General features: G+C 67.2%; 14 protein-coding genes. 6 read left to right on the top strand and 8 right to left on the bottom strand.

What is annotated here, in order from left to right; genetic code table 11:
* Nucleotides 1-50: 50 nt before the first annotated feature.
* Nucleotides 51-2,252, bottom strand: coding sequence for a glycoside hydrolase family 3 C-terminal domain-containing protein (locus SB786_RS23140; RefSeq protein WP_410729522.1), 2,202 nt, complete (start codon nucleotides 2,250-2,252; stop codon nucleotides 51-53).
* Between the two features lie 457 nt (nucleotides 2,253-2,709).
* Nucleotides 2,710-3,969, bottom strand: a complete 1,260-nt coding sequence (locus SB786_RS23145; protein WP_410729523.1) for a flippase — start codon at nucleotides 3,967-3,969, stop codon at nucleotides 2,710-2,712.
* A 577-nt stretch (nucleotides 3,970-4,546) separates the two neighbouring features.
* Between SB786_RS23145 and SB786_RS23150 the strand changes: the two genes are divergently transcribed.
* Entirely contained in the window at nucleotides 4,547-6,397 is a 1,851-nt protein-coding gene (locus SB786_RS23150; RefSeq protein ID WP_410729524.1) for an alpha/beta hydrolase, read from the top strand.
* 167 nt (nucleotides 6,398-6,564) lie between these two features.
* On the opposite strand, the gene SB786_RS23155 is transcribed toward SB786_RS23150, so the two are convergent.
* On the bottom strand, nucleotides 6,565-6,996 hold the full coding sequence (locus SB786_RS23155) for a hypothetical protein (RefSeq protein ID WP_410729525.1): 432 nt from the start codon (nucleotides 6,994-6,996) through the stop codon (nucleotides 6,565-6,567).
* Between the two features lie 128 nt (nucleotides 6,997-7,124).
* Here SB786_RS23155 and SB786_RS23160 point away from each other — a divergent pair, with 128 nt between their 5' ends.
* From SB786_RS23160 to SB786_RS23175, 4 genes are all read left to right on the top strand, one after another.
* Nucleotides 7,125-8,351 carry a polysaccharide biosynthesis/export family protein gene (locus SB786_RS23160; protein ID WP_410729526.1) on the top strand — a complete coding sequence of 409 codons (1,227 nt, stop codon included), beginning with the start codon at nucleotides 7,125-7,127 and terminating at the stop codon, nucleotides 8,349-8,351.
* Nucleotides 8,352-8,410: 59 nt separating this feature from the next.
* Complete coding sequence (locus SB786_RS23165) at nucleotides 8,411-10,693, top strand: polysaccharide biosynthesis tyrosine autokinase (RefSeq protein ID WP_410729527.1); 2,283 nt, start codon at nucleotides 8,411-8,413, stop codon at nucleotides 10,691-10,693.
* Nucleotides 10,690-12,096: an oligosaccharide repeat unit polymerase gene (locus SB786_RS23170; protein ID WP_410729528.1), complete on the top strand. Its 1,407-nt coding sequence runs from the start codon at nucleotides 10,690-10,692 to the stop codon at nucleotides 12,094-12,096. The genes SB786_RS23165 and SB786_RS23170 overlap by 4 nt, the downstream gene beginning before the upstream one ends.
* An 86-nt stretch (nucleotides 12,097-12,182) precedes the next feature.
* Nucleotides 12,183-13,352 (top strand): acyltransferase family protein, encoded by a 1,170-nt coding sequence (locus SB786_RS23175; protein WP_410729529.1) that lies wholly within the window; start codon nucleotides 12,183-12,185, stop codon nucleotides 13,350-13,352.
* Nucleotides 13,353-13,382: 30 nt separating this feature from the next.
* On the opposite strand, the gene SB786_RS23180 is transcribed toward SB786_RS23175, so the two are convergent.
* The 3 genes from SB786_RS23180 to SB786_RS23190 form a co-directional block, all read right to left on the bottom strand.
* Nucleotides 13,383-14,459, bottom strand: a complete 1,077-nt coding sequence (locus tag SB786_RS23180; RefSeq protein WP_410729530.1) for a glycosyltransferase family 4 protein — start codon at nucleotides 14,457-14,459, stop codon at nucleotides 13,383-13,385.
* Nucleotides 14,460-14,486: 27 nt separating this feature from the next.
* Nucleotides 14,487-15,635: a glycosyltransferase gene (locus SB786_RS23185; protein WP_410729582.1), complete on the bottom strand. Its 1,149-nt coding sequence runs from the start codon at nucleotides 15,633-15,635 to the stop codon at nucleotides 14,487-14,489.
* 374 nt (nucleotides 15,636-16,009) lie between these two features.
* On the bottom strand, nucleotides 16,010-17,059 hold the full coding sequence (locus SB786_RS23190; protein ID WP_410729531.1) for a glycosyltransferase family 2 protein: 1,050 nt from the start codon (nucleotides 17,057-17,059) through the stop codon (nucleotides 16,010-16,012).
* Between the two features lie 317 nt (nucleotides 17,060-17,376).
* Between SB786_RS23190 and SB786_RS23195 the strand changes: the two genes are divergently transcribed.
* Nucleotides 17,377-18,666 (top strand): nitrous oxide reductase family maturation protein NosD, encoded by a 1,290-nt coding sequence (locus SB786_RS23195; protein ID WP_410729532.1) that lies wholly within the window; start codon nucleotides 17,377-17,379, stop codon nucleotides 18,664-18,666.
* A gap of 41 nt (nucleotides 18,667-18,707) precedes the next feature.
* Here the strand turns inward: SB786_RS23195 and SB786_RS23200 are convergent, their stop codons facing one another.
* On the bottom strand, nucleotides 18,708-20,288 hold the full coding sequence (locus SB786_RS23200) for a mannose-1-phosphate guanylyltransferase/mannose-6-phosphate isomerase (protein WP_410729533.1): 1,581 nt from the start codon (nucleotides 20,286-20,288) through the stop codon (nucleotides 18,708-18,710).
* On the bottom strand, nucleotides 20,285-20,869 hold the full coding sequence (locus SB786_RS23205) for a drug:proton antiporter (RefSeq protein WP_410729583.1): 585 nt from the start codon (nucleotides 20,867-20,869) through the stop codon (nucleotides 20,285-20,287). The genes SB786_RS23200 and SB786_RS23205 overlap by 4 nt, the downstream gene beginning before the upstream one ends.
* Nucleotides 20,870-21,591 lie beyond the last annotated feature (722 nt).

Raw genomic sequence — 21,591 nt, forward strand, 5'->3', positions numbered from 1 at the left:
CGGACGCCGGGCGATGTTTCGTCCGGCGCCCGCCATCGCGTCACCGTCGCTCAGCTCCCCTGCAGCCGGATGTCGCGCGACGACGCGCCGACATACACGGTCCCGCCCGGCACGAACTTCCAGCCGTTTCGCGACGTATCCCACACGCTCTGCATCCGCGGTGAAACGATCACGCGCACATGCCGTGCCTCGCCCGGGTTCAGCCGGATCTTCTCCCAGCCGACCAGCCGCTTCGGCGGTTCGTCCTTGTACGGCACGCCGAGATAGACCTGCGGCGTTTCCGCGCCTGCGACGCGGCCGTCATTGCGCACGGTAAACGCGACGCTCAGCGAGCCGTCCCGTTGCCGCGACACCGACAGCCCCGAATACGCGAAGTGCGTGTACGACAGCCCGTAGCCGAACTCATACATCGGCTTGATGTTGCGCGCGTCGTACCAGCGATACCCCATGTTCAGCTTCTCCGCGTAGACGGGATCGTTCTCGAACGCGCCGCCTTGCCGCCACGCCGGCGAATCCTCGTCGCGCGCCGGAAACGTGACGGGCAGCTTGCCGGACGGATTGACCGCGCCGAACAGCACGTTCGCGATCGCCTTGCCGCCGCCTTCGCCCGGATACCACGCCTCGACGATCGCCGACACGCTGTCCTTCCACGGCATCAGCACCGGATTGCCGCTCTGCACGACGACGATCGTGTGCGGGTTGGCACGCGCGACCGCCTCGACGAGGGCGTCCTGGTTCGACGGGTTCGCGAGGCTCAGGCTCTGCAGGTCGCCGAAATCCTCGCCGGCCGGCTGCGCGACCACGACGATCGCGACGTCCGAGCGCCCGGCGAGCGCCGCGGCCTGGTCGATTTCCTGTTGCGTGTACGCGCGGAACGGCGACTGCTGGTCGCTGTTGCCCGCGAACGTGACCTGCGCCGCCGGCGCGAGCGCGCGGATCGCCGCGACGATCGGCACGTCGACCTTCAGCCACGGATTGCGCCACCAGCTGCAGCCCGTCGACGAACCGAACGTCAGGCCGCCGCAGCCCGCGAACGAACCGGTGACCGGATCGCGCGTGTTGCCCGAGCCGCCGCCCGACAGCAGGGCCGCATCGGCGTGGCCGCCGATCACGGCGATCCGCGACAGCGCGGCCGCGGCCAGCGGCAACTGGTTGCCGTCATTCTTCAGCAGAACGATCGACTGCTCGGCGACGCGCTGCGCGAACCGGTTCGCGGCCGCGAAATCGATCGTGCCGCCGCCCTTGGCCGGATCGTCCATCACGCCGACGCGGATCATCACGGCCAGCTTGCGGCGCACCATGTCGTCGAGGCGCGCGGTCGACACCGAGCCGTTCGAGATCGCCTGCTTGACGGCGGCCGGCGTGAGGTAGACGGTCGGCCCGACGTCCTCCTCCTCGTCGAGCCCGGCGTTGATCGCGGCGGCCGTGCTGTGCGCGGCGCCCCAGTCGGATTGCACCTGGCCCTGGAAGCCCCATTCGTTCTTCAGCACGTCGTTCAGCAGGTAATTGTTCTCGCACGCGTACGTGCCGTTCAGGCGGTTGTAGCTGCACATCACGCTGCCGGGCTGCCCGCGCTTCGCGGCGATCTCGAACGGCAGCAGGTAGAGCTCGCGCAGCGTGCGTTCGTCGATCTGCGTGTTGCCGCCCATCCGGCCGTGCTCCTGTTCGTTGCCGGCATAGTGCTTGATGGTCGCGATGACTTTCTGCCGCTGCGTGGCGAGCGTGCGCTCCGCGAGCAGGTCGCCGGCGAGCAGCGGATCCTCGCCGAGATACTCGAACAGCCGGCCGCCGCGCGGCTCGCGCGCGAGGTTGGTGCCGCCGGCGAGACCCATGCCGAATCCTTGCGCACGCAACTGGATTGCGACCTGCTTGCCGTAGTCGTACGACAGGCGGCGATCCCAGCTCGCGGCGACGGCGATCGTCGCGGGAAAGGTCGTGCTCGCGAGCGACGTGCTGCCGGAGCCGGTCGCCGAGTCGACCATGTTGAGATCGGGAATGCCGAGCCGCGGCACGCCCTGGATGTAGCCGGCGCCACCGCCCGGCACCTTCGACATTTCGTATTGCGAATGGATGAACTGCAGTTTCTCGTCGAGCGTCATCTTGCGCACGAGGAGGTCGGCGCGCCGTTGCGCGGCGGATGACGCGAATGCGTCGGCGGCGTCGCCCGGTGAGTTGAAATCGGCGTTGCCCGCATAGACGCTGGTGCAGAGGGTCGCCGCCAGCACGGCGGCCGGCCAGAGTGTGTCCCGCATGTTGCTCTCCATGATCGTATTGCCGGTTGTTGTTCGGATGATGTCTGGAGCTGCGTACGTCCGATGGATTCGCATCGAACGCATTCGGCTGGCGATGCAGGGTGATTGCGCGTCGGCATGCCAGGCCAGGCGGGGAATCGTTACGGCCGGTTGGGCCCGATCGGACAACGCGGACGGCGACGCGGACCGCCCGACACTGTCGAATCGGATGTAGCGATTCTCTGCAGGGACCAATCCTACGAATGTAGTTTGACTACAGCATCGGTGTTTCTACTGATCCGTATGATCTTTTTTCGATGCGATCGCTCGGCGCCGGAAAAAGACGGTCATCGTTCCCGATCGCGTGTCCGTGGCGGAGTAAGACGTACCTGCGCAATGCGCTTCGTTGTGCGCGCATCTAAGGGAACGCCATTGGATTCCGGCCAGCGCGAGGGAGCCGGGCAGCACGGCCGACGCGCTAGCCGCGTCGAGCGACAGGGCTGCCGGGCAGCGGAATCCCGGCGCGATAGACGACGGTCGCGAGCGCCGCGGCAACCGCGGCCTCGGCCGTCAGCACGGCGGCGGCCGCGCCGAGTTCCGCGAAGTACTTCGCGAGCACGGGCACCAGCACGATGTTCAGAATGCCCGACGACATCAGGATCCGCGTGAACGCCGATTTCATGCCGAGCGGCAGCATCGTCTGGACCCCGAACAAGTCGGTCATCCCGGCCATGAACGGAACGAAGGCCATCCAGCGCAGCACCTGGACCGTCGGCTCGTACGAAGGGCCATACAGGATGCGCACCGCGAGCGGCGCGCCGAAGAAGATCGCGAGCGAGATACCGAGCACCATCACGACCTGCACGACGAACAGCTTGCGCAGGAACGAGAACGCGTCGTTGCGTGCGTGCCGCATCAGGTAGCTGATGCGCGGATAGGTAGCGGCCTTCAGCGGCTGGAGCATGCTGAGCGCCGCACGGATCAGCTTGTCGCCGGCGGCGAAGTAGCCGGCCGCGACGTTGCCCGACACGAAGCCGAGCAGCACGGTGTTGGTCGACGCATAGAACGCGATCGACGTCGACGCGAGGAACACCTGCCAGCCGCCTTGCAGCGATTCGGCGATGTCGGCGACGCCGACGCGCACGAAGTCGATTTCCCGCTGGAAATACAGATAGGCGGCGAGCGCGATCGCGGACAGCGTCGGCACGGCGGCGTTGACGATCATCGCGCGGTCGATATCCGCCGGGCTGTGCACGAGCGCGAACATCGCGGGCAGGCTCAGGATGCGGCCGATGAACAGGATGACGCTCAGCGCGCGCAGCTTCTCCATCCCCTGGAAATACCAGCCGGGCGTGAACGCCACGCCGGCCACCATCCCGAAACCGATCAGCAGCAGGTCGCGGTCCTCGCCGAAGCGCTCGACCAGGAGGGTGAGCGCGATCAGCACGATGAAGCAGATCACGGCGATGCCGATCTGCGCGTACAGCGTCGCCCAGAAGATGCGAGAGCGTTCGGCGCGGTCGTCGCGAGCGAGCGCGATGCGCGGCGTCGCGGTCAGGTCGAAGCTGTAGCTCGTGCAGTTGGTGAGGTAGGCGATGACTGCGAGCGAGAACGCGAGCTGGCCGTAACCTTCCGGCCCCAGCGCGTGCGTCAGCAGCGGCGCGATCAGCAGCGGCACCGCGTACATCGAAATCTGCAACGTCAGCAGCAGCAGGAAGTTCTTCTTGATGTTTGACATTCGCTCGGTCGGCGCCGTGAGTGCCGCATGGCGGCGGAGTGCGGGCCGCCGTGCGCTCGCGCGGCCGGCCGGCGCTGGCCCGGCTGCGTGGGTTCGCGGCCCGTTCCGGGGGGCGCCGGTTCCGTCCGGCGATGCCGGATACGGCCACATCGTATGGCGGTCATGATACGGGCCGCGCGAGGCGCCTGTGTTCGCGAGCCTACCGTCCGCGGATTCCCTGCGCGCGTGCGGCGCGAATCGCGCTACGGCGCGCATCGTTGTATCGCGGCAGTGACGAATGCATTTGTAAGCTGGCGCACCGAAGGACGCTCGGGCCCGGTGCTCTAATCGAGCGCACTGTTCTGGTCCACAGCGCGAAGGGCTTGACGACGACGCGGGCCGACAACCGCCGTCCCTGGGCGACGGAAACACGATACGCATGGCGAAGGGCGGGGCGCGCAGGGGCGCGGCGGCAGTCCGTCACCTGAAGGCCATGCGTTTGCCGACCGGTCGCACGATCGCGGACTGGCCGATCCCCGTGGAGCCGCCGGCGCGTGCGTCCGCACCCGATAACAAATACCGATCCGAGGAGTACCGATTGAAGCCGATAACGTTCGGCAGCTGCGTGGGGTGGCTGCACGAAGGACAGACGACACAAGGCGTGATCCTGTGCGAATCGCTCGGGCACGAGGCTTCGTGGACGCACAAGCTCATGCGGGCGATCGCGGAGCGGCTGGCTCGCGACGGCGTCACGGTATTGCGATTCAACTATCCGTGCACCGGCGACTCGGCGGGCGACGATCGCGACGCCGATCGGCACGCCGCGTGCATCGCCAGCATTCACGACGCGATCGACCTGTTGCGCGAGCAGGTCGGCGTCACCGCGCTGACGCTCGTCGGGATTCGCGCGGGTGCGCTGTTCGCGATGCTGGCCGCCGCGGGCATGGGCTCGCGCCCGTCGCCGCGCGTCGATGCGCTGGTGGCGCTCGCACCGGTCGTGCGTGGCCGCGCCTACCTGCGCGAGTTGTCGTTCGTGCATCGCCAGTGGCTCGACACCACGTCGCCGGCAATTCGCGCCGCGCATCGCGACGAACCGTGCATGAACGTGCTCGGCCACCGCTTTCCCGCCGATTTCGTCGATGCGCTGAAGGCGCTCGATCTGTGCGACGTCGTGCGCGATGCGCCGACGTTGCCCGGCGCGATGCTGCTGATCCAGCCCGATCAGGGCGACGGGCCGGCATTGCGCGACGCGTTGCTCTCGCGCGGCGTGGACGTGGCGAGCGATCCGTTCCGCGAATGGCCGACGACGATGCTGGACGGTACGCGCTCGCGCTTGCCGCTCGCGGCGATCGACACGCTCGCGAACTGGATCGCCGAACGCACACCGCATGAGCCGGCCGGCGCCGGCACCGCGTCGCGGGCGGACCCGGCGTGGAATGGCGAGTCGGCCGTCGCGCTCGACATGAACGACATGACCGAGCAGGCCGTCGCGGTCGGGCCGGACCGGCTGGTGGGCGTGCTGTGCCGGGCCGTCGATACGCGGCCGGCGAAGCCGGTCGGCCCGGCGGTGGTGATCGCGAACACGTCGACGAATCCGCGCAGCGGCGAAGGGCGCTTCAGCGTGCGGCTCGCCCGCACGCTGGCACGCGCCGGCGTGACGACGCTGCGGATCGACGTGCATGGCGTCGGCGACAGCGGGTCCGCCGCGCCCGACGATCAGTCGGATGTCGTGTATTCGACGCAGTCGAGCGACGACGTGGCCGCCGCCGCCGACTGGCTGCGCGCGCTCGGACATCCCGAGGTGGTCGCGGCCGGCATTTGTTCCGGCGCCTATGCGGCGTTGCATGCGGCATTGAAGACGTCGTCACTCGCCGGCGTGATCGCGATCAATCTCGCGCGCTTCGTGTGGCCGGCCGGGCTCACGCTCGAAGCGGTGCAGAAGCAGCGGAACAACTCGGTGCGCGGCTACTGGCTGTCGGTGCGCGACTGGCAGAAGTGGAAGCGCCTCGTGCGGGAGCGTCGCGACCTGCGTCCGATCGTGCGGGCAGTGGCCGCGAATGCGATCGCGCGGGTCAGCGTGCCGGCGAATGCGCTCGCTGCGCGCGTCGGGTGGAAGCCGCGCAGCGGCACGCCGCGCGGCGTGATGCACGAACTTGCGCAGCGCAACGTCTGGACGACGCTGGTGTACGGCGCGCTCGATCCCGGCATCGACGATGTCCGGCGTCACTTCGGCGCGATCGAGCACGCGTTCCGGCGCTCGCGTCACGTGCGTCTGCATCTCGAGCCGCAGGTCGACCATGCGGTGTACGGCGCGGCGGGCACGGACATCGTGATCGACCTGTGCATGCAGGCGCTGGGCCGCGACTCGGCCTGGCCGGTCGCGCCGGTCGCCGATCCGGCCACGCAGGATGCGGCCGCGCGATCGTACGTGAACGTGTCGGTCGGCTGATCGGGATGCGTGTGCCGCGCGCGTTGCGTCGATGCTTAGGGGTGCGATCCCGTTCGGTATGAAGATCGCGTTCGGTGGGGTCGCTCACAGACGCGCCGTTCGCCGTGGTGTCCAATCCCGTATCGGCACGTGCGCGGTCACGCCGTGGCATGGCCGGCCGGGATGCGTCAGTCCGGATCGCCCGGCAGCGCGTAGGGCGACTTCTCATAAGGCGACGTGTACAGCGTGCCGGTGTGCCAGAGGTCTTCGGTGCGCGCATCGGCCACTTGCGGGCGATGCGGCCGCGTCGGCACGAGCGGCCGGCGCAGTGCACCGCGAGCGCGCGATTCGGGTGCTGCGGCGGTGCTCGCGGTGGCAAGTGCAGCAGGAAGCGCGGCGGCAGGTGCCGCGACATCGGATGCAGTCGCGGCTGGCTCCGCGGGAGCACCGGCTATCGCGGTTTGTGCGGAACGCTGGAGCGGCACCGGCGCGAGCGGCGTCGACGATGCGAAGGCCGGCGCATCGGCCGGCGTGGCGGGCAAAGTCTGCGCGCCGGCGGCACAGGCAACGCAGGCCGAGACGATGCAGACGAGTGACGAAAGCGACGCAGAGCAGTTCATGACGAATCGTACGGAGTAACGTGCGGTGAAGAGGGAGGCGCGGCACCGCCATGCGAGCCGCGCCGCCCAAGCGTAATGCCGGAATTCGCCGCGTTCGGCGGGTTACCGCACAGTTTTGGAAGGACACGATGTCAATCACCACGCAACCGGAATCGACGCTCGGGACGCCGCGGCCACGCACGGCAGGCATCCGGCGCGCGCCGTGGCTGTCGCGCATGGCGATCGTGGCGGCCGCGTGCGCACTGAGCGCTTGTGCGTTGTCGCCGGGCATGAGCTACCGGGCGCCTGCCGCGCGCGACGCGAATGCGCGCGTGAGCGCCGACGCATCGGGCTCGGGCGGCCTCGACGGCGTGCAGAACGTGTCGAGCGAGGATCTGATCGAAATCACGCCGGCGTTCGTCGCGCAGCAGCATGCGGGCCAGCGCGCCGACGTCGACGCGGAAATCCGCCAGTTGTTCGGCAAGCCGAAGCCATACGCGATCGGCCCGGGCGACGTGCTCGGCATCGTGGTTTGGGACCACCCCGAATTGAACCTGCCGACGACGCAGACGACGGGCGGCGGCGACGGCGTCGGCGCCAGCTCGGTCGCGACGGGCTACACGGTCGACGCGAACGGCAACGTGCAGTTCGCGTATGCGGGCCTCGTGCATGTCGCGGGGCTGACCGAGGCGCAGGCGCGCGCGCTGCTGACGAAGCGGCTCGGCGAATACGTGCGCAAGCCGCAGATCGCGCTGCGCGTGCAGACCTACCGCAGCAAGCGCGTCTATCTGGACGGCGAAGTGCGTACGCCTGGATTGCAGATCGTCAACGACATGCCGATGACGCTGCCCGAGGCGATCGACCGCGCGGGCGGCTTCACTCCGACGGCCGACCGCTCGCAGGTATCGGTGACGCGCGGCGACCGGACCGTGAACGTGAGCGTGCCCGCGCTGATCGCCGCGGGCGTGAATCCGTCGAACATCCTACTGCGCGACGGCGACCTCGTGCGCGTGCGCGCGGCGAGCGACGCGAAGGTGTTCGTGCTCGGCGAGGTGTCGCGACCGGCGACGCTGACGCTGACCGACGGCCGGATGAGCCTCGGCGAAGCACTCGGCGACACGGGCGGCGTGAGCCAGTACACGTCAGACGCGCGCCAGGTGTTCGTCGTGCGCCGCGGCCCGGACAACCGAGCGCGGGTGTACCACCTCGACGGCAGTTCGCCCGCGTCGTTCGCACTGGCCGACCAGTTTCCGCTCGAGCGCCGCGACGTCGTGTTCGTCGATGCGTCGTCGCTGGTGCGCTGGAGCCGCGTCGTCAACCTGCTGATTCCGTCGTCCGCGCAGGGTGCGCTGACGGCCAGAGCCATTTCGCCGTGACGCTCGTGGCGGATTTCGTGACCGCGACCGCGCGTCGCGCCATACGGGACTGATGCTGCATGACTTCTTCGACCCTGCCTAACCCGCACAGCGGGCCCGCCCTGCGGCCGTCCTATCCGGTGCGCCGCTATTGGGGCATGCTGTACGGCGGCCGGCGCCTGATTCTTTGCACGGCGCTCGCGGGCGCGCTCGTCGGCGCCGTGTATGCGCTGTGCGCGGCACCCGTCTACCGGACCGACATCCTGTTCCAGGTCGAGCAGAGCCCGACCGACTCGAAACCGACGTCGCCGCCCGGCGATCCGTCGGCGGTGTTCGACCTGAAGACCGACGCGTCGACCGAGATCGAAGTGCTGAAATCGCGCGCCGTGCTCGACCGCGCGATCGACAGCACCAACCTGGCCGTCGACGCGCGGCCGCATTACCTGCCGCTGATCGGCTGGCGGTTCGTGAACGCGACCGACGGGTTGTCCTCGCCGTTGCCGGGCGGCTACGTGTACGGCACCGAGCGCATCGACGTGCCGACCTTCGACGTGCCGAAGCGCCTGCTCGGCAAGCGCTTCGCGCTGACGCTCGGCGACGACGGCGTCTATACGCTGCAGCGTACGAGCTGGTTCGGCCGGAAGGGGCCGGCATGGCAGGGCCGTATCGGGCAGCCGCTGCATGTCGACACACCGCAGGGGCCGCTCGACATCTTCGTGCGCGACGTGGCCGGAAAGCCCGGCGCACGCTTCGACCTCACGCGCTACAGCGACGAGGAAGCGACGGTCTGGCTGCAGAAGAATGCGCTGATCTCGGAGCGCGGCAAGCAGTCGAACATGATCGGCGTGACGCTCGACGGCATCGATCCCGTGCACGACAGCCGCGTGCTGAACGCGATCGGCGACGCGTACCTCGCGCAGAACACGCAGCGCAAGTCCGAGGCGGCCGACAAGCTGATCCGCTTCATGGATACCCAACTGCCGCAGTTGAAGGCGCAACTGGAGAAGGCGGAAAACCGCTTCAACGCATTCCGTGCGTCGCATGGCACCGTCAATACGAGTGACGAGGCGCTGGCGTTGCGCCAGCAGTCGGTCGACATCGAGACGCGCGTGCAGACGCTGCAGCAGCGGCGCGAGGAATTGCTGACGCGCTTCATGCCGAAGCATCCGGCCGTGGTGGCCGTCGACGCGCAACTGGCCGACGCGCAGCGTTCGCTCGACACGACACGCAAGCAGATCCAGCAGTTGCCGACCGTCGAGCAGGGCGTGCTGCAGCTGCAGCGCGATGTGGCCGTCGATACCGCGCTGTACACGAACCTGCTCAACACGCACCAGCAAATGATCCTCGCGCGGGCCAGCAAGACCGGCACCGTGCGGATCGTCGATACGGCGAAGGTCGCCGAGGAGCCGATCGGCCCGCATCGCGGGGTCGCGGTGATCGCGCTGCTGATGCTGGGGCTGCTGGCGGGCGCGGCGATCGTGATCGTCCGGCAGCGTGTCGTCGGCACGATCGGCGACGCCGAGGAAATCGAATGGACGACGGGGCTGCCCGTGTTCGCGACCGTGCCGCACAGTCCGGTCGCGGCGCAAGCGGCGTCGCGCCCGAAGGCAGGACGGCGCGGCACGCGCGCGCCGATGCCGCCGATGCCGCCGATCGGCGCGCAGGACGCGGCGCTCGAAAGCCTGCGCAATTTCCGCGCGGCACTGCAATTGTCGATGCCGGACGCGTCGAATCCCGTCGTGCTGATTTCCGGGCCGACGACGGGTGTCGGCAAGTCGTTCGTCGCCGCGAATATCGCGTCGCTCGTCGGCGCGGCGAAACGGCGGGTCCTGCTGATCGATGCCGACCTGCGCAAGGGTTCGCAGCACGAGCGGTTCCGCCATAGCCGCGCGCCGGGCCTGTCGGACGTGGTGGCAGGCACGCACGGCCTCGCCGAGACGATCCGGCGCGGGGTCGCGCCGGGCCTCGATTTCATCGCGATGGGCAGCATCGTGCCGGACCCGGGCGAACTGCTGCTGCAGCCCGCGCTCGCCGCACTGATCGAGCAGGTCGCGGCGCGCTACGACATGGTCGTGATCGACGGCCCGCCGTTGCTGCCGGTGGCCGACGCGCTGGTGCTCGGCCGTCTCGCGGGAACCGTGTTCCTCGTCGCGCGCAGCGGCGTGACGACGCTGACCGAACTCGAAGAAAGCGCGCGACGGCTCGAACACGCGCATATCGACGTGTGCGGCGTGGTCCTGAACGATTACAAGGGCGCGCCGGGACGGTACGACTACGGCTACAAGGATACGAACACGCATCAGGCCGCGTCCGGCTATACGGAAGGGATGGCGTCGCGGCAACGGGTGGAACGGGTGTCATGAACCGGCGAGCGGGCGGGGCCGGGCACGGGCCGCGACGGCCCGCTGCGACGATGCGCACGGCGGCGCGCGTGCGCGGCGCCGGCGGTTACACGGGCGGTTACGCGGGCTACTGGTGGGAAGACCCGGCACGCCTCGTGCTGATGTTCATCCTGCCGTTGTACGGCATGCTGTCGCTCAGCCTGCTGGGCGATCCGAAGGCGATCGCGCGCGTCTATTTCGACGGCTACTACGCGTTCGTCGGCGCGCTGTTCCTGATGGTGGTGATGGCGGCGGCATGGCTCGCGACGACCGAAGCGCGCACGCGACGCGGGCCGCCGCCAGCCGCCGTCGAGCTGTCGCCTCGCGTGCTCGATGTCGTGTTCGCGCTCGCGCTGTTCGGCTATGCGCTGTTGCTGAGTGGCATCCTCACGCATCCGGCGCTGCTGGTCGCGTTCGTGCGCGGCGACGCGAATGCCTACGACATGCTGGAACTGAAAGGGCGCATCACGGGCCTCAGCACCTTCACGCAGGCGACCGCGCCATTCGTCGTGCTGTATTTCTATGTGTTCAGGACACCGGTTAAGGGACTGAATCGCTACAAGATCTACTTCGCCGTGCTTGCCGTGCTGACGCTGATGCGCAGCTTCATCTTCGCCGAACGGCTTGCGCTGATCGAGATGGTGATGCCGCTTGCGCTGATGGTCGTGCGGTTCCGGCTCGGAGGCCGGTATTCGCGGCTGTTGACGCTCGGTCCGTACGCGGCGATCCCGTTGCTGTTCGGCCTGTTCATCGCGAACGAGTACAACCGGTCGTGGGAAGCCTATTACGTCAACATCTACGACAACCTGTTCGATTTCGCGCTCGAACGTCTCGGCCTGTACTACTCGACGTCGTTGAACAACGGCGCCGGAATAGTGAGTGTGCTGGGCTGGGACCAGGGCCACCCGATGTTTACGTTCGACTGGTTGCTGCGCTTCCCGGTCATCGGCTCGACCTTGCAGCCGTGGCTGGACTCGGGCGACAGCATCAACCTGTTCCTGAACGGCTACGCCGACCCGGAGTTCAACAACCCGTCGGGCATCTTCGTCCACTTCTACGAGTGGGGCTGGTTCGGCTTGCTCGATGCGCTCGCGCTCGGCTGGGCGGTCGGTCGCAGCTATGCGGGCTGGCGGAGCGGCAACGGGTTCTGGTGCTGCGTCCATGCGGTGCTTTACGTGTCGGTCATGGAAGTCATGCGAACGCCGAACCTGTTCAGCGGACGCAATTTCGTGCCGGTCGTACTGCTGATCGCCATCTTCCATTGGTTCGCCAAGGCGCCGGCCCGTGCGGCGCTTGCCGGCGGCGGATCTGATGGAGAGGGAAAACGGCGCGTCGTTGGGCGTGGCAATCGGGCCACGGACGTCGATCCGGTGATGTCGCGATAAGGCCATGGTCGAGTCGTGCGGGGCATGCGCCCGCTTTGCAGATTGCCGGGTCCCAACACCAATATTTCCCGGAGCCACTCCTTTTCATGGCGACTCACAAGCAGAAGTTTGAAACGCTGGACGGGTTGCGCGGCATTGCGGCAATCAGCGTGATGCTCATGCATTTCCTTCAGGATCTGCCGATTCCGATACTGCAGAGTGCTTATCTTTCGGTGGACGTGTTCTTCATGCTGAGCGGCTTCATCCTCACGTACTCCTACGGGGAGAAATTGCGTCAGGCGTCGTGGCGGGGCGAGTATTTGAAGCGACGGGTGATCCGCCTTTATCCGATGATAGGCATCGGGCTGACGATCGGGTTCGTGAGCCTCGTCGTCATGCGCGTCAATGCGTCGGTGGCGTTTTCGTTCGGCAACCTGGCGGCAGCGACCGGCCAGAATTATTTTCTCGTTCCGTATCTGGGTCGTTTTTCGGTGTCGGGCTTTGTTGGCGCCACGACTCACGGCCTGCCGGCGGTCGACGATCCCGGTGTGTTTCCGCTGAATCCGCCCGCCTGGTCGCTGTTCTTCGAGTTGTTCGCGAGCGTTGTGCTGATCGCGGCCGTCAAGATGAACGAGAAGAACCTGCTGCGACTGGCCTATGCATGTCTCGGTGCGTTCGTCGCGTATGGATGGCTCGTGGGCCTCGACCACGACAAGGTGACTGTCATCCTGAATCAGGGCTGGGCGGCCGACAATTTCTTCGGCGGGTTCTTCAGGGTCGGCTACGGGTTCCTGCTCGGCGTGGCAATCGCGAAGATGCACGACGCCGGTCACTTGGCGAGGCCGCACTGGCTCGTGGCCGGGTTCGTGAGGAACGACCGGATGCTGTTTGTCGTGTTCCTGCTGGTCATGCTGTTTCCGACGTCGATCAAGGGAATTTACGCATTGGCCGTGCTGTTGTTCGTTGCCCCGGCGCTGGTTTATCGCGGCGCCATGCTCGCGCCGAGCGGAAACGCGGTGGCACGGATCAGCGCGTTCCTCGGCTGGATTTCGTATCCGCTCTATTGCGTGCATTACCCGATCGGAAGGCTCGTGTTCGCGTATGCGCCGCAGGGCGATATCCACGTCGTCAGAACGGCAATGCTTGCCGCGTGCCTGTCGATCGTGTCGGCCGCGTTCTTCGCGAAATTCGTCGAGGAGCCGATCAGGTCGTATCTCGGCAAGCGCCTGTTCGGAAATCAAGCGGCCGCGTCCGGCAGCCCCGTCAACGTCGCGTAATCGCGTCGATCCGGCCGTGTGCCGATCGCGCTACAGCGTCTCGAAGATCGCCTTCATCATCTCGGCACTGCGGCTCCAGCGATATTGCTCCGCATGCACGATCCCCTTGCGTTTGAGCTCGGCCCTGAGCTCGGCGGAATCGAGCAGCCTACGCAATTTCCGCGCGATGTCGTCCTGCGAATACGGATCGCAGTACAGCGCCGCATCGGCACAGACTTCCGGCAGCGCGGCCGATTTTCCGACCAGTGCCGGGCAGCCGTAGCGCATCGCCTCGAGCGGCGGAATGCCGAAGCCTTCGTAAATCGACGGATAGAGGAAGCACGCCGCGTTCTGATACAGCGACTTCAGTTGCTCGTCGCTGATGTAGCCGACGTACTTGACGTTCGGCTCCGGCGCGCCAACCGGGTCGTGCTTGCCGAACACGGTGGTGTTCTGCATCCCGACGATGACGAGATCGACCGACGGATCGCCGACCTGCCGGAATGCGGCAATCAGCCGGCCGAAGTTCTTGGTGGGATTCATGCTGCTGACCGCGAGCACGAACCGATCCGGCGTCAGCGCATGTTTGTCGAGCACGCTCATGTCCGGTTCCAGCGCGTCCAGATGATCCGCACCGAGCGGCACGACGCTGATCTTCTCCGCGGAAACGCCGCAGTGATGGGCGAGGCGATCCCGCGAGAAACGGGAGTTGGTCAGCACGCACACCGAGGTTCGCGCCAGGATCCAGAACATGATCCGGTACCACACCCGAAACGGCCGGGAGAAATGCGCGGGCGTGTCGAACACCGCCGCATCGTGCATGTAGATGATCTGGTTGCCGAGGAAGATCGATGCCGAATTGCCGAGATTGACGATGCGGCCGCGGCGCGCGAACAGCGGGAGGATCAACTGCTCCCAGACCACGCCCTTGTAAAAGCCGACCTCGACTGTCTTCGCGCCGCTCACTGCGACGCCGGGCCGCGGCGGCACCAGCACGGTGACCGGATCCTGCGGCTGAAACTTGATCAGTGCGGCGATCAGCTCGCGCGCGACGCGTTGCACGCCGGTCGTCTTCTGCGTCGTGAATCGGCCGTTGTAGACGAGTTGCTTCGGTTTGCTTGCGATCATGTCGATAAGGAGGTGTCGAAATCGGGATCAGGCTTTGACGTGATCCGGCGTAACCGGCTCGAAGTCGCGCGTGTCGGCACGCGGCTCGTTGGCGCCGAGTCCGTAGAGGGCATTCCACTGGCGGAAGATCGCGTTGATCGAAAACCGCTGGATCGCCCGTTGCCGGGCCGCGGCGCCCATTTGCTCGCGCAGTTGCCGATCGTCGCGGAGGAGGGCCACGTACGCGGAGATCTCGTCGGCGTTCGACGCGACGTAGCCGGTCACGCCGTGGATCACCACGTCGCGATTGCCGACGACGTCCGTCACCACGGCCGGTATGCCGGCAACCTGTGCTTCGATGAGCGCGACCGGCATGCCTTCCCAGCGGGAGGTCTGCACGTAGATGTCCAGTTCGGACGTGAGCGCCAGCGCCCGGGCGCGGGTCACCCAACCGCTGCAGACGACGGCACTGCGCTGGCCGGGATCCGCGATTTCGGCCGCGTTGCCGCCGATCCACAGAAACTCGACGTCGGCGCCTTGCAGCGTGTCGGCGAGTCGCACGAATGCGTCATGATTCTTCTGGAACGACGCGCGACCGCTCATCCCGATGACGACCTTGCGATCGTCGCGCGTTCGACGCGGCGGGATCTCGGTCACATGGACGCCGTTTTCCACCAGGACCGCCGATTTCGGCCGGACCTTTCTTCTGATCTCGCCGAGCTCGCTGCCCGAGCAGGCGACGACGGTGCCGCCGATGCGCGCCGCGATGCGTTCGAAGCTCAGATACGCGAACTGCTTCATGCGCGACACGTCGCAGCGCAAGAACGAAAGTCCGTGCGGCGAGTAGAGGACCGTCGCATTCGGGGCGGCGATCCGGGCGGCGACCCGTCCCAGCACGCCGGCCTTCGACGAATGCAGATGAATCGCGGTCGGCTTGCAGTCGCGCAGGTTCCGGATCAGCGCGCGCAAACTCCACAGGTCCTGTGTGACGCTGACCTCGCGCACCATGTCGACATGGATGAGTTTCACGTCGGGCCGGAACAGCGTTGAAAAATCGGCCGGCGTTTCCGGTCGGATCGAGTGCAGCACCGTGACATCGGCGCCGGTTGCCGCGGCATGGTTGGCAAGATGCGTCAGCATCGAAAGCACGCCGCCACCAAACGCTTCGGCAATATGAAAGATCTTTTCTGTGGTCATCTTTGGGTCCAGCGATCCGATCGCGCCGGTCATCGCCCGTCGCGACGATGGGCAGCCGGTGAATCGTGCGGTCGCGTCGTCCGGTTCCTTGAACTACGCATTCCTAATTGATAAATGCTTGCGAGTCGTGGCCATTGAATCCCGCTGCCTGGCTCGCGTGTGCGAAGTGGTCGGTCGAATTGCGCCGGACGCGATGCAGCACGACGAATCGATGCGGCGTTGGGCTATGCCAATTGGGGACGCGGCAACGGCGAAGGCCGCTCAGTGCGCGTGAATCCACTGGTCCGGATCATTGTGCAGCGCATGCGCGATCCACTGGGTGCGATGGCTTACCGAAGAAGCGATTCGGCGGCGGACGTCACGACGCGACGACGCTATCGTGTGCCGACACGCTGCCCGGAAGACTTGCGTACGCGCGCGAGCGGATTGGAGATATAGCGAATCGCACGGTCGCTGAGCGTCGACGATGGCAGCAGGCAGGCGAGCGACAGCCCGGCGACGGCCGCCTTCTTCGCGGGACGCCAGAACGGATTGCGCAGCACGGTATGCCAGTAGCGTCCGGATTCGCACAGGAACCAGCGCCAGCGCCGCATGAGCGGCGCGCGATACAGCGTGCTTGCGAAGCGGGCCTTCTCGATCGCGAAGTCGAGCGGCGCGATCGGCAACGCTTCGTGCAGCCGCGTGCCGGCGAGCATGCGCAGCGTCGACCATCGGCGCTCGGCCTTCAGCGCTCCCGTCGCGGCGTCTTCCGAATTGGTGAGTGCAAGAGCCGGTGTGTCGTCGTCCGCGCGTAGGTCCGGATGCTGATGCACGCGATAGCCGCCGAGCGTTGCGTCGATCATGTGCACGGCGCCGAGCAACGCGATGCCGTAGATCGCATAGAAATCCGCGCCATGCAGGTTGTCGGCCGTGACAGGCACCGGAAAGATCCGCTTGAGCGCGTCGACCCGGTACGCGTTGCCGGACGCGGGCGGCGACGGATACAGCCACCCCGCGCGCAACAGGCGGCCGCAATCGGTGTCGACGGCGGATTGCGGCACGCTCGCGCCCGTCATCGCACCGTCCCGCGCGATCACGTCGAGCCGGAAGTGGACCTTCACGAAGTCGCCGGACGCGAACGCGGCCAGCACGCGGGCCGCGGCGTCCGCATAGAGCAGGTCGTCCGCGTCGAGCAGGATCACGTAGCGCGTCGCGACATGCTCGAGCGCGCGGTTGTACGCGGCGACCTGACCGCGATTTTCCTGGAACACCGCCGTCACGCGCTCGCCATATGAGCGAATGATGTCGCGCGAATCGTCGGTGGACCCGTCGTCGACGACCAGCACGCGTACTCCGTGCGCGGTCTGCGCGAGCGCCGAATCGATCGCGTCGCGCAGGTATGCGCCGTGGTTGTAGTTGCAGATGGCGATGGTCAGTTCGGTCATGAACGGATTCTGGACGAGCGAAGAGCGGACGGTCCGGATGCCCGGTGCCTTGCGGCGACGCCGGAGCGCGGCCGCGTCGTATGGTGGCCATGATACGCATCACGGATCGGCGCTCGGTTCGCGAGCCTACCGTTCGGCGACACGTCGCGCGGGCGGCACGCGTCGGTCTGTTGACGCACCGACACCCGGCCGGAGCGAATGATTCAATCGAACGTCGCGCGTGGTCCGCCGCGTCGAGGGTGGCGCGGGCGGGCAGCGCGGCGCTTCGCGTGCGCAGGCCGACGCGCGCGATGTCATTCCAGAGGAAACGATTCGATATGCGTAGACCGCAATACTCGTTCCGCGCCTGCGCGTTGATTGCCGGCATGTGCATGGCAGGCGCACTGGCGTGGCCGGATGGTGCCGCGGCAGCATCCGGCGCGCGTGCGCCTGGCGCGCTTCACGCGAATGTGCCCGATGCATACGTGCGTCCCGTCGCGGACGCGGCCGATCAGGCCGACATGCTGCAACATGCGCTGGACGCGTTGCAGCCGGGCCAGCGCCTGGTATTCGCACCGGGGCGATACGTGGTCGGCCGTTCGCTGGTCGTGCGGCAGCCGAATGTGGTGGTGTCGGGCTACGGCGCGACGCTGATCGCGACCACCGCGGACGATCAGACGGTCGAGATGCGCGGCGACGGTACGGCGCTCGTCGGCTTCCGCCTGGCGGGCACCGGCACGACGCGCCTGACGACGCCGGCATCGACGAAGATCGAGGTCACGGGACGCGGCGTGCAGGTGCTCGACAACGTGATCGACGGCGGCGCCGGCGCGGGCATCTTCGTGTTCGGCGGCGCGGAGGTTGCGATCGTCGGCAACGAGGTGCTGTCGACGCTGGCCGACGGCATTCACCTGACGCACGGCTCGCACGACGTGCTCGTGCGCGGCAACGTCGTGCGCGGCACCGGCGACGACATGATCGCCGTGGTGAGTTACCAGGCGGAAGGCGTGCTGACGCGCAACGTGCTGATTACCGGTAACTCGCTGGAAGGCAACCCGTGGGGCCGGGGCATCACGGTGGTGGGCGGCGCGAACGTCACCATCTCGAACAACATCGTGCGCAACGTGCAGGTGAGCGCGGGGATTCTCGTCGCGCAGGAAGACAGCAACCGCACCTACGGCGCGTCGGACGTCCGCATCGAGCACAACGTGATCGCGGACATCCAGACGGCGACGGGCCGCACCGATCCGCGCCCGATCACGCAGCAGGCGGCGATCGAGGTCAGCACGTGGTCGGGTGCGGTGTCGCGTGTGACCGTGATCGGCAACCGCGTGTCGAATGCGCGCTTCGACGGCATTCGCCTGTGGGGAAACGTGTCCGGCGTGCGGCTCGCCGACAACCAGCTGTCGGGAATCGGCGGCATGGCGTTGCGGGTCGGCCCCGGCAAGGATTGCGCGAGCGATGGGCCGTCGCGGCCCTCGGCGAACCCGGTGAAATGGGCGACGTGTGCGTCGGCGCGTCAGTCGACGGCGACCGAGGCCGACGCGCTCGGCGCGGATCCGTCGTCACTGCCGCGCGTGCGCGAGGCCGTCAGGCAGGCGCGCTGGTCGCAGCGAAGCATCGATTGACCGCGCGCCCGGGGGGATGCGCGCGCGCCTGTCGGACGCGCTTATCGAGTGGCGTCGCGTTCCGCCGCTTCCTCAAGCGGCTCGTCAGGTTCGCATGGTGAACGTGGCGCAAGCTGCGCGGTACCGACGACCGGCCGTCCATACCGATCGTCGAACCGCACGATATCGTCTTCGCCGAGATAGTCGCCCGACTGCACCTCGATGATCTCGAGCGGGATCCGGCCAGGATTCTCGAGACGGTGGACCTCGCCGACGGCAATGTAGGTCGATTCGTTTTCGCTGAGCAGGAACGTGTCGTCGCCGCGCGTGACCTTCGCGGTGCCGCGCACGACGATCCAGTGCTCGGCGCGGTGATAGTGCATTTGGAGCGACAGTTGCTTGCCGGGTTCGACGACGATCCGCTTCACCTGGAACCGCTCGCCGAGATCGATCGAATCGTAGTGCCCCCACGGCCGCTGCACCTTGCGGTGCTCGCTCGCCTGCGGGCGCTGCTCGGTCTTCAGGCGCGCGACGATGTTCTTCACGCGCTGCACGTCGTGCTTGTTCGCGACCAGCACCGCATCGGGCGTCTCGATCACGACGACGTCCTTCATCCCGACGCATGCAATCAGCCGGCCTTCCGAGCGCACGAAACTGTCCTGTGTGTCCTCGAACACGATCGGGCCGCGTGCGACGTTGCCCTGATCGTCCTTCGGCATGATTTCCCAGATCGCATCCCAGGTGCCGACGTCCGACCAGCCGGCCGAAAGCGGCACCACGATGCCTTCGATGCCGAGGTCGGGACTCTCCGCGAGGCGCTCCATGACCGCGTAGTCGATCGAGTCGGCCGGGCAGGCGTCGAAGGCCGCCGCGTCGATCCGGAAGAACGGATCCTCGGCGATGCCCGCACGCCATGCCGCGTCGCAGGCCGCGTGGATGTCGGGCGCGAGTGCGCGGATCGCCTTCAGCCAGATCGATGCGCGCGTGACGAAAATGCCGCTGTTCCACCAGTAATCGCCGGAATGCAGGTAGCGCTCGGCGAGCGCGGCGTTAGGCTTCTCGACGAAGCGTCCGATCGTATAGCCGCCGTGCCCGCCGAGCCGGCCGGCGCGCGGTGCGCCGACCTGGATGTAGCCGTAGCCGGTTTCCGCGCGGCGCGGCAGCACGCCGAGCGTGACGATCGCGCCTTCCTGCGCGTAGCGCGCCGCGCGCCCGATCGCTTCATGGAACGCGCCGACGTCGCCGATCACGTGATCGGCCGGCATGACCGCGAGCACGGGATCGTCCGCGAGCACGCTGGCGTCGAGCGCAGCGAGCGTCAGCGCGGGCGCCGTATTGCGCGCGGCCGGTTCGAGCAGGATGCGCGCGGGCGCGGCGCGTCCGAGCACCTGCGCGGCGCTCATGATGCGATGCTGTTCGCCGCATACCAGCAGCAGCGTGTCGCCGAGCGACGCGTTCGTGATGCCGTTCAGGCGGCGCGCGGTCGCCGACAGCGGCGATTCGTTCGAGGTCAGCTCGATCAGCTGCTTCGGATACTGCTCGCGCGACAGCGGCCAGAGCCGCGTGCCCGAACCGCCGGCGAGAATGACGGGCAGGATGCGGGGCAGCTCGGGTTCGGGAACTGGGCGAAGGGTGGCGTTCATCGATTGGCTCCGGTATCGGCGGGCAGCCGGTTGTGCGTGCGGCCGTCGACGCGCGCGTCCTCGTTTCGCGAGCGCGGCGCCGGGACGGTCCGCGACAGCAGCTTGCGCAGCGCGCCGGCGGCGCGGTCGGCCGGCCGGACGAGACCGACGAACGGCGCGCCCTGTTCGAGATAGGGGCCGTAGGCCTTGCGGAATCCGAAGCGTTTGTAGAATGGCTGGCGCTGAGCGGGAACGTGCGTGCGTACCGCCACATCGGGCCACGCGGCCTGCGCGGCCGTGAGCGCGCGCTGCATCAACTGCTCGAGGGTGGCGTCGTCGCGACATGCCTCGCTCGTGAGCACCTTGTCGATCACGACGTCCGGATCGACTTCGTCGCCGGGCAGCACGCGCGCGTACGCGACGACTTCGATCATGTCGCCCGTGCGCATGCGCGCGAACACGTGCAGCGCGTGCGCATCCTTGCCGTCGATGTCGAGATGCGTGTGCGCGTCCTCGACCACCAGCACGGCGTTGCGCGAGCGCAGGATTGCATAGAGATCGACGGCGCTCAGATGCTCGAATTCACAACAATGCCATTCCATGATGCGGTCCTCGTGTGAAGCCTTCAGCACGCCGAGCCGCACGAACGCGTTCGTGCGATGCGGCGCGGCGATGCCCATGATGCGGATGCGGCGTGCGCCGGTCTGTTCGAAAGCATACTCACCCACCCGTTACGCGCGGGCCGCGTGGGCGGCGCCGCGCGTCCGCGTGCCGCGAGCGGAGCAATGTGCGGTAGCACACACTGGCCGAGTGGAGGCTTTTCCATAATTAGCCTGTCGCGCGGCGCGACGGCAGCGACCGGTTGCCGGCGATGCAGGGCGATCATGCGGCGTTGCGCAATGAAGTGGACGACACGCCAGGTTTCGCGGCGGCGACGCTGCGCCGCTTCGTTACGACGTTGTAACGACCGCGCACGGTTCGCGGGCATTCGATGTGACATTCCTGTGTCGCGCGAGGCGTGCGATTACCGACGCCTGACAAACACTGCACGGTTCTTGCACGCGATTTCGTCAAGAATCGCGGGCAATGGGCGATACCGATCTTGCAGAAAAGTAGTATTTGCCACTGATTGATGCGAATGGTCGTAGATAATCAAATCTGAGTCGCTAAATGCGGCCGGGCCGGCCGGGCGGCCGCGTAACCGGCTGAATCGATATTTATCGTTTGGTAACGAGCGGTCTCGATACGGGGTGTAAATTCAGGAGTGGATGAAATGAGGCAGCCATTCCGAAAGCGGGTTGGCGGCCGTCGAGTTCAGCATCGA

The organism is Burkholderia sp. SIMBA_062, assembly GCF_046534765.1.
Taxonomy (GTDB): Bacteria; Pseudomonadota; Gammaproteobacteria; order Burkholderiales; family Burkholderiaceae; genus Burkholderia; species Burkholderia ambifaria.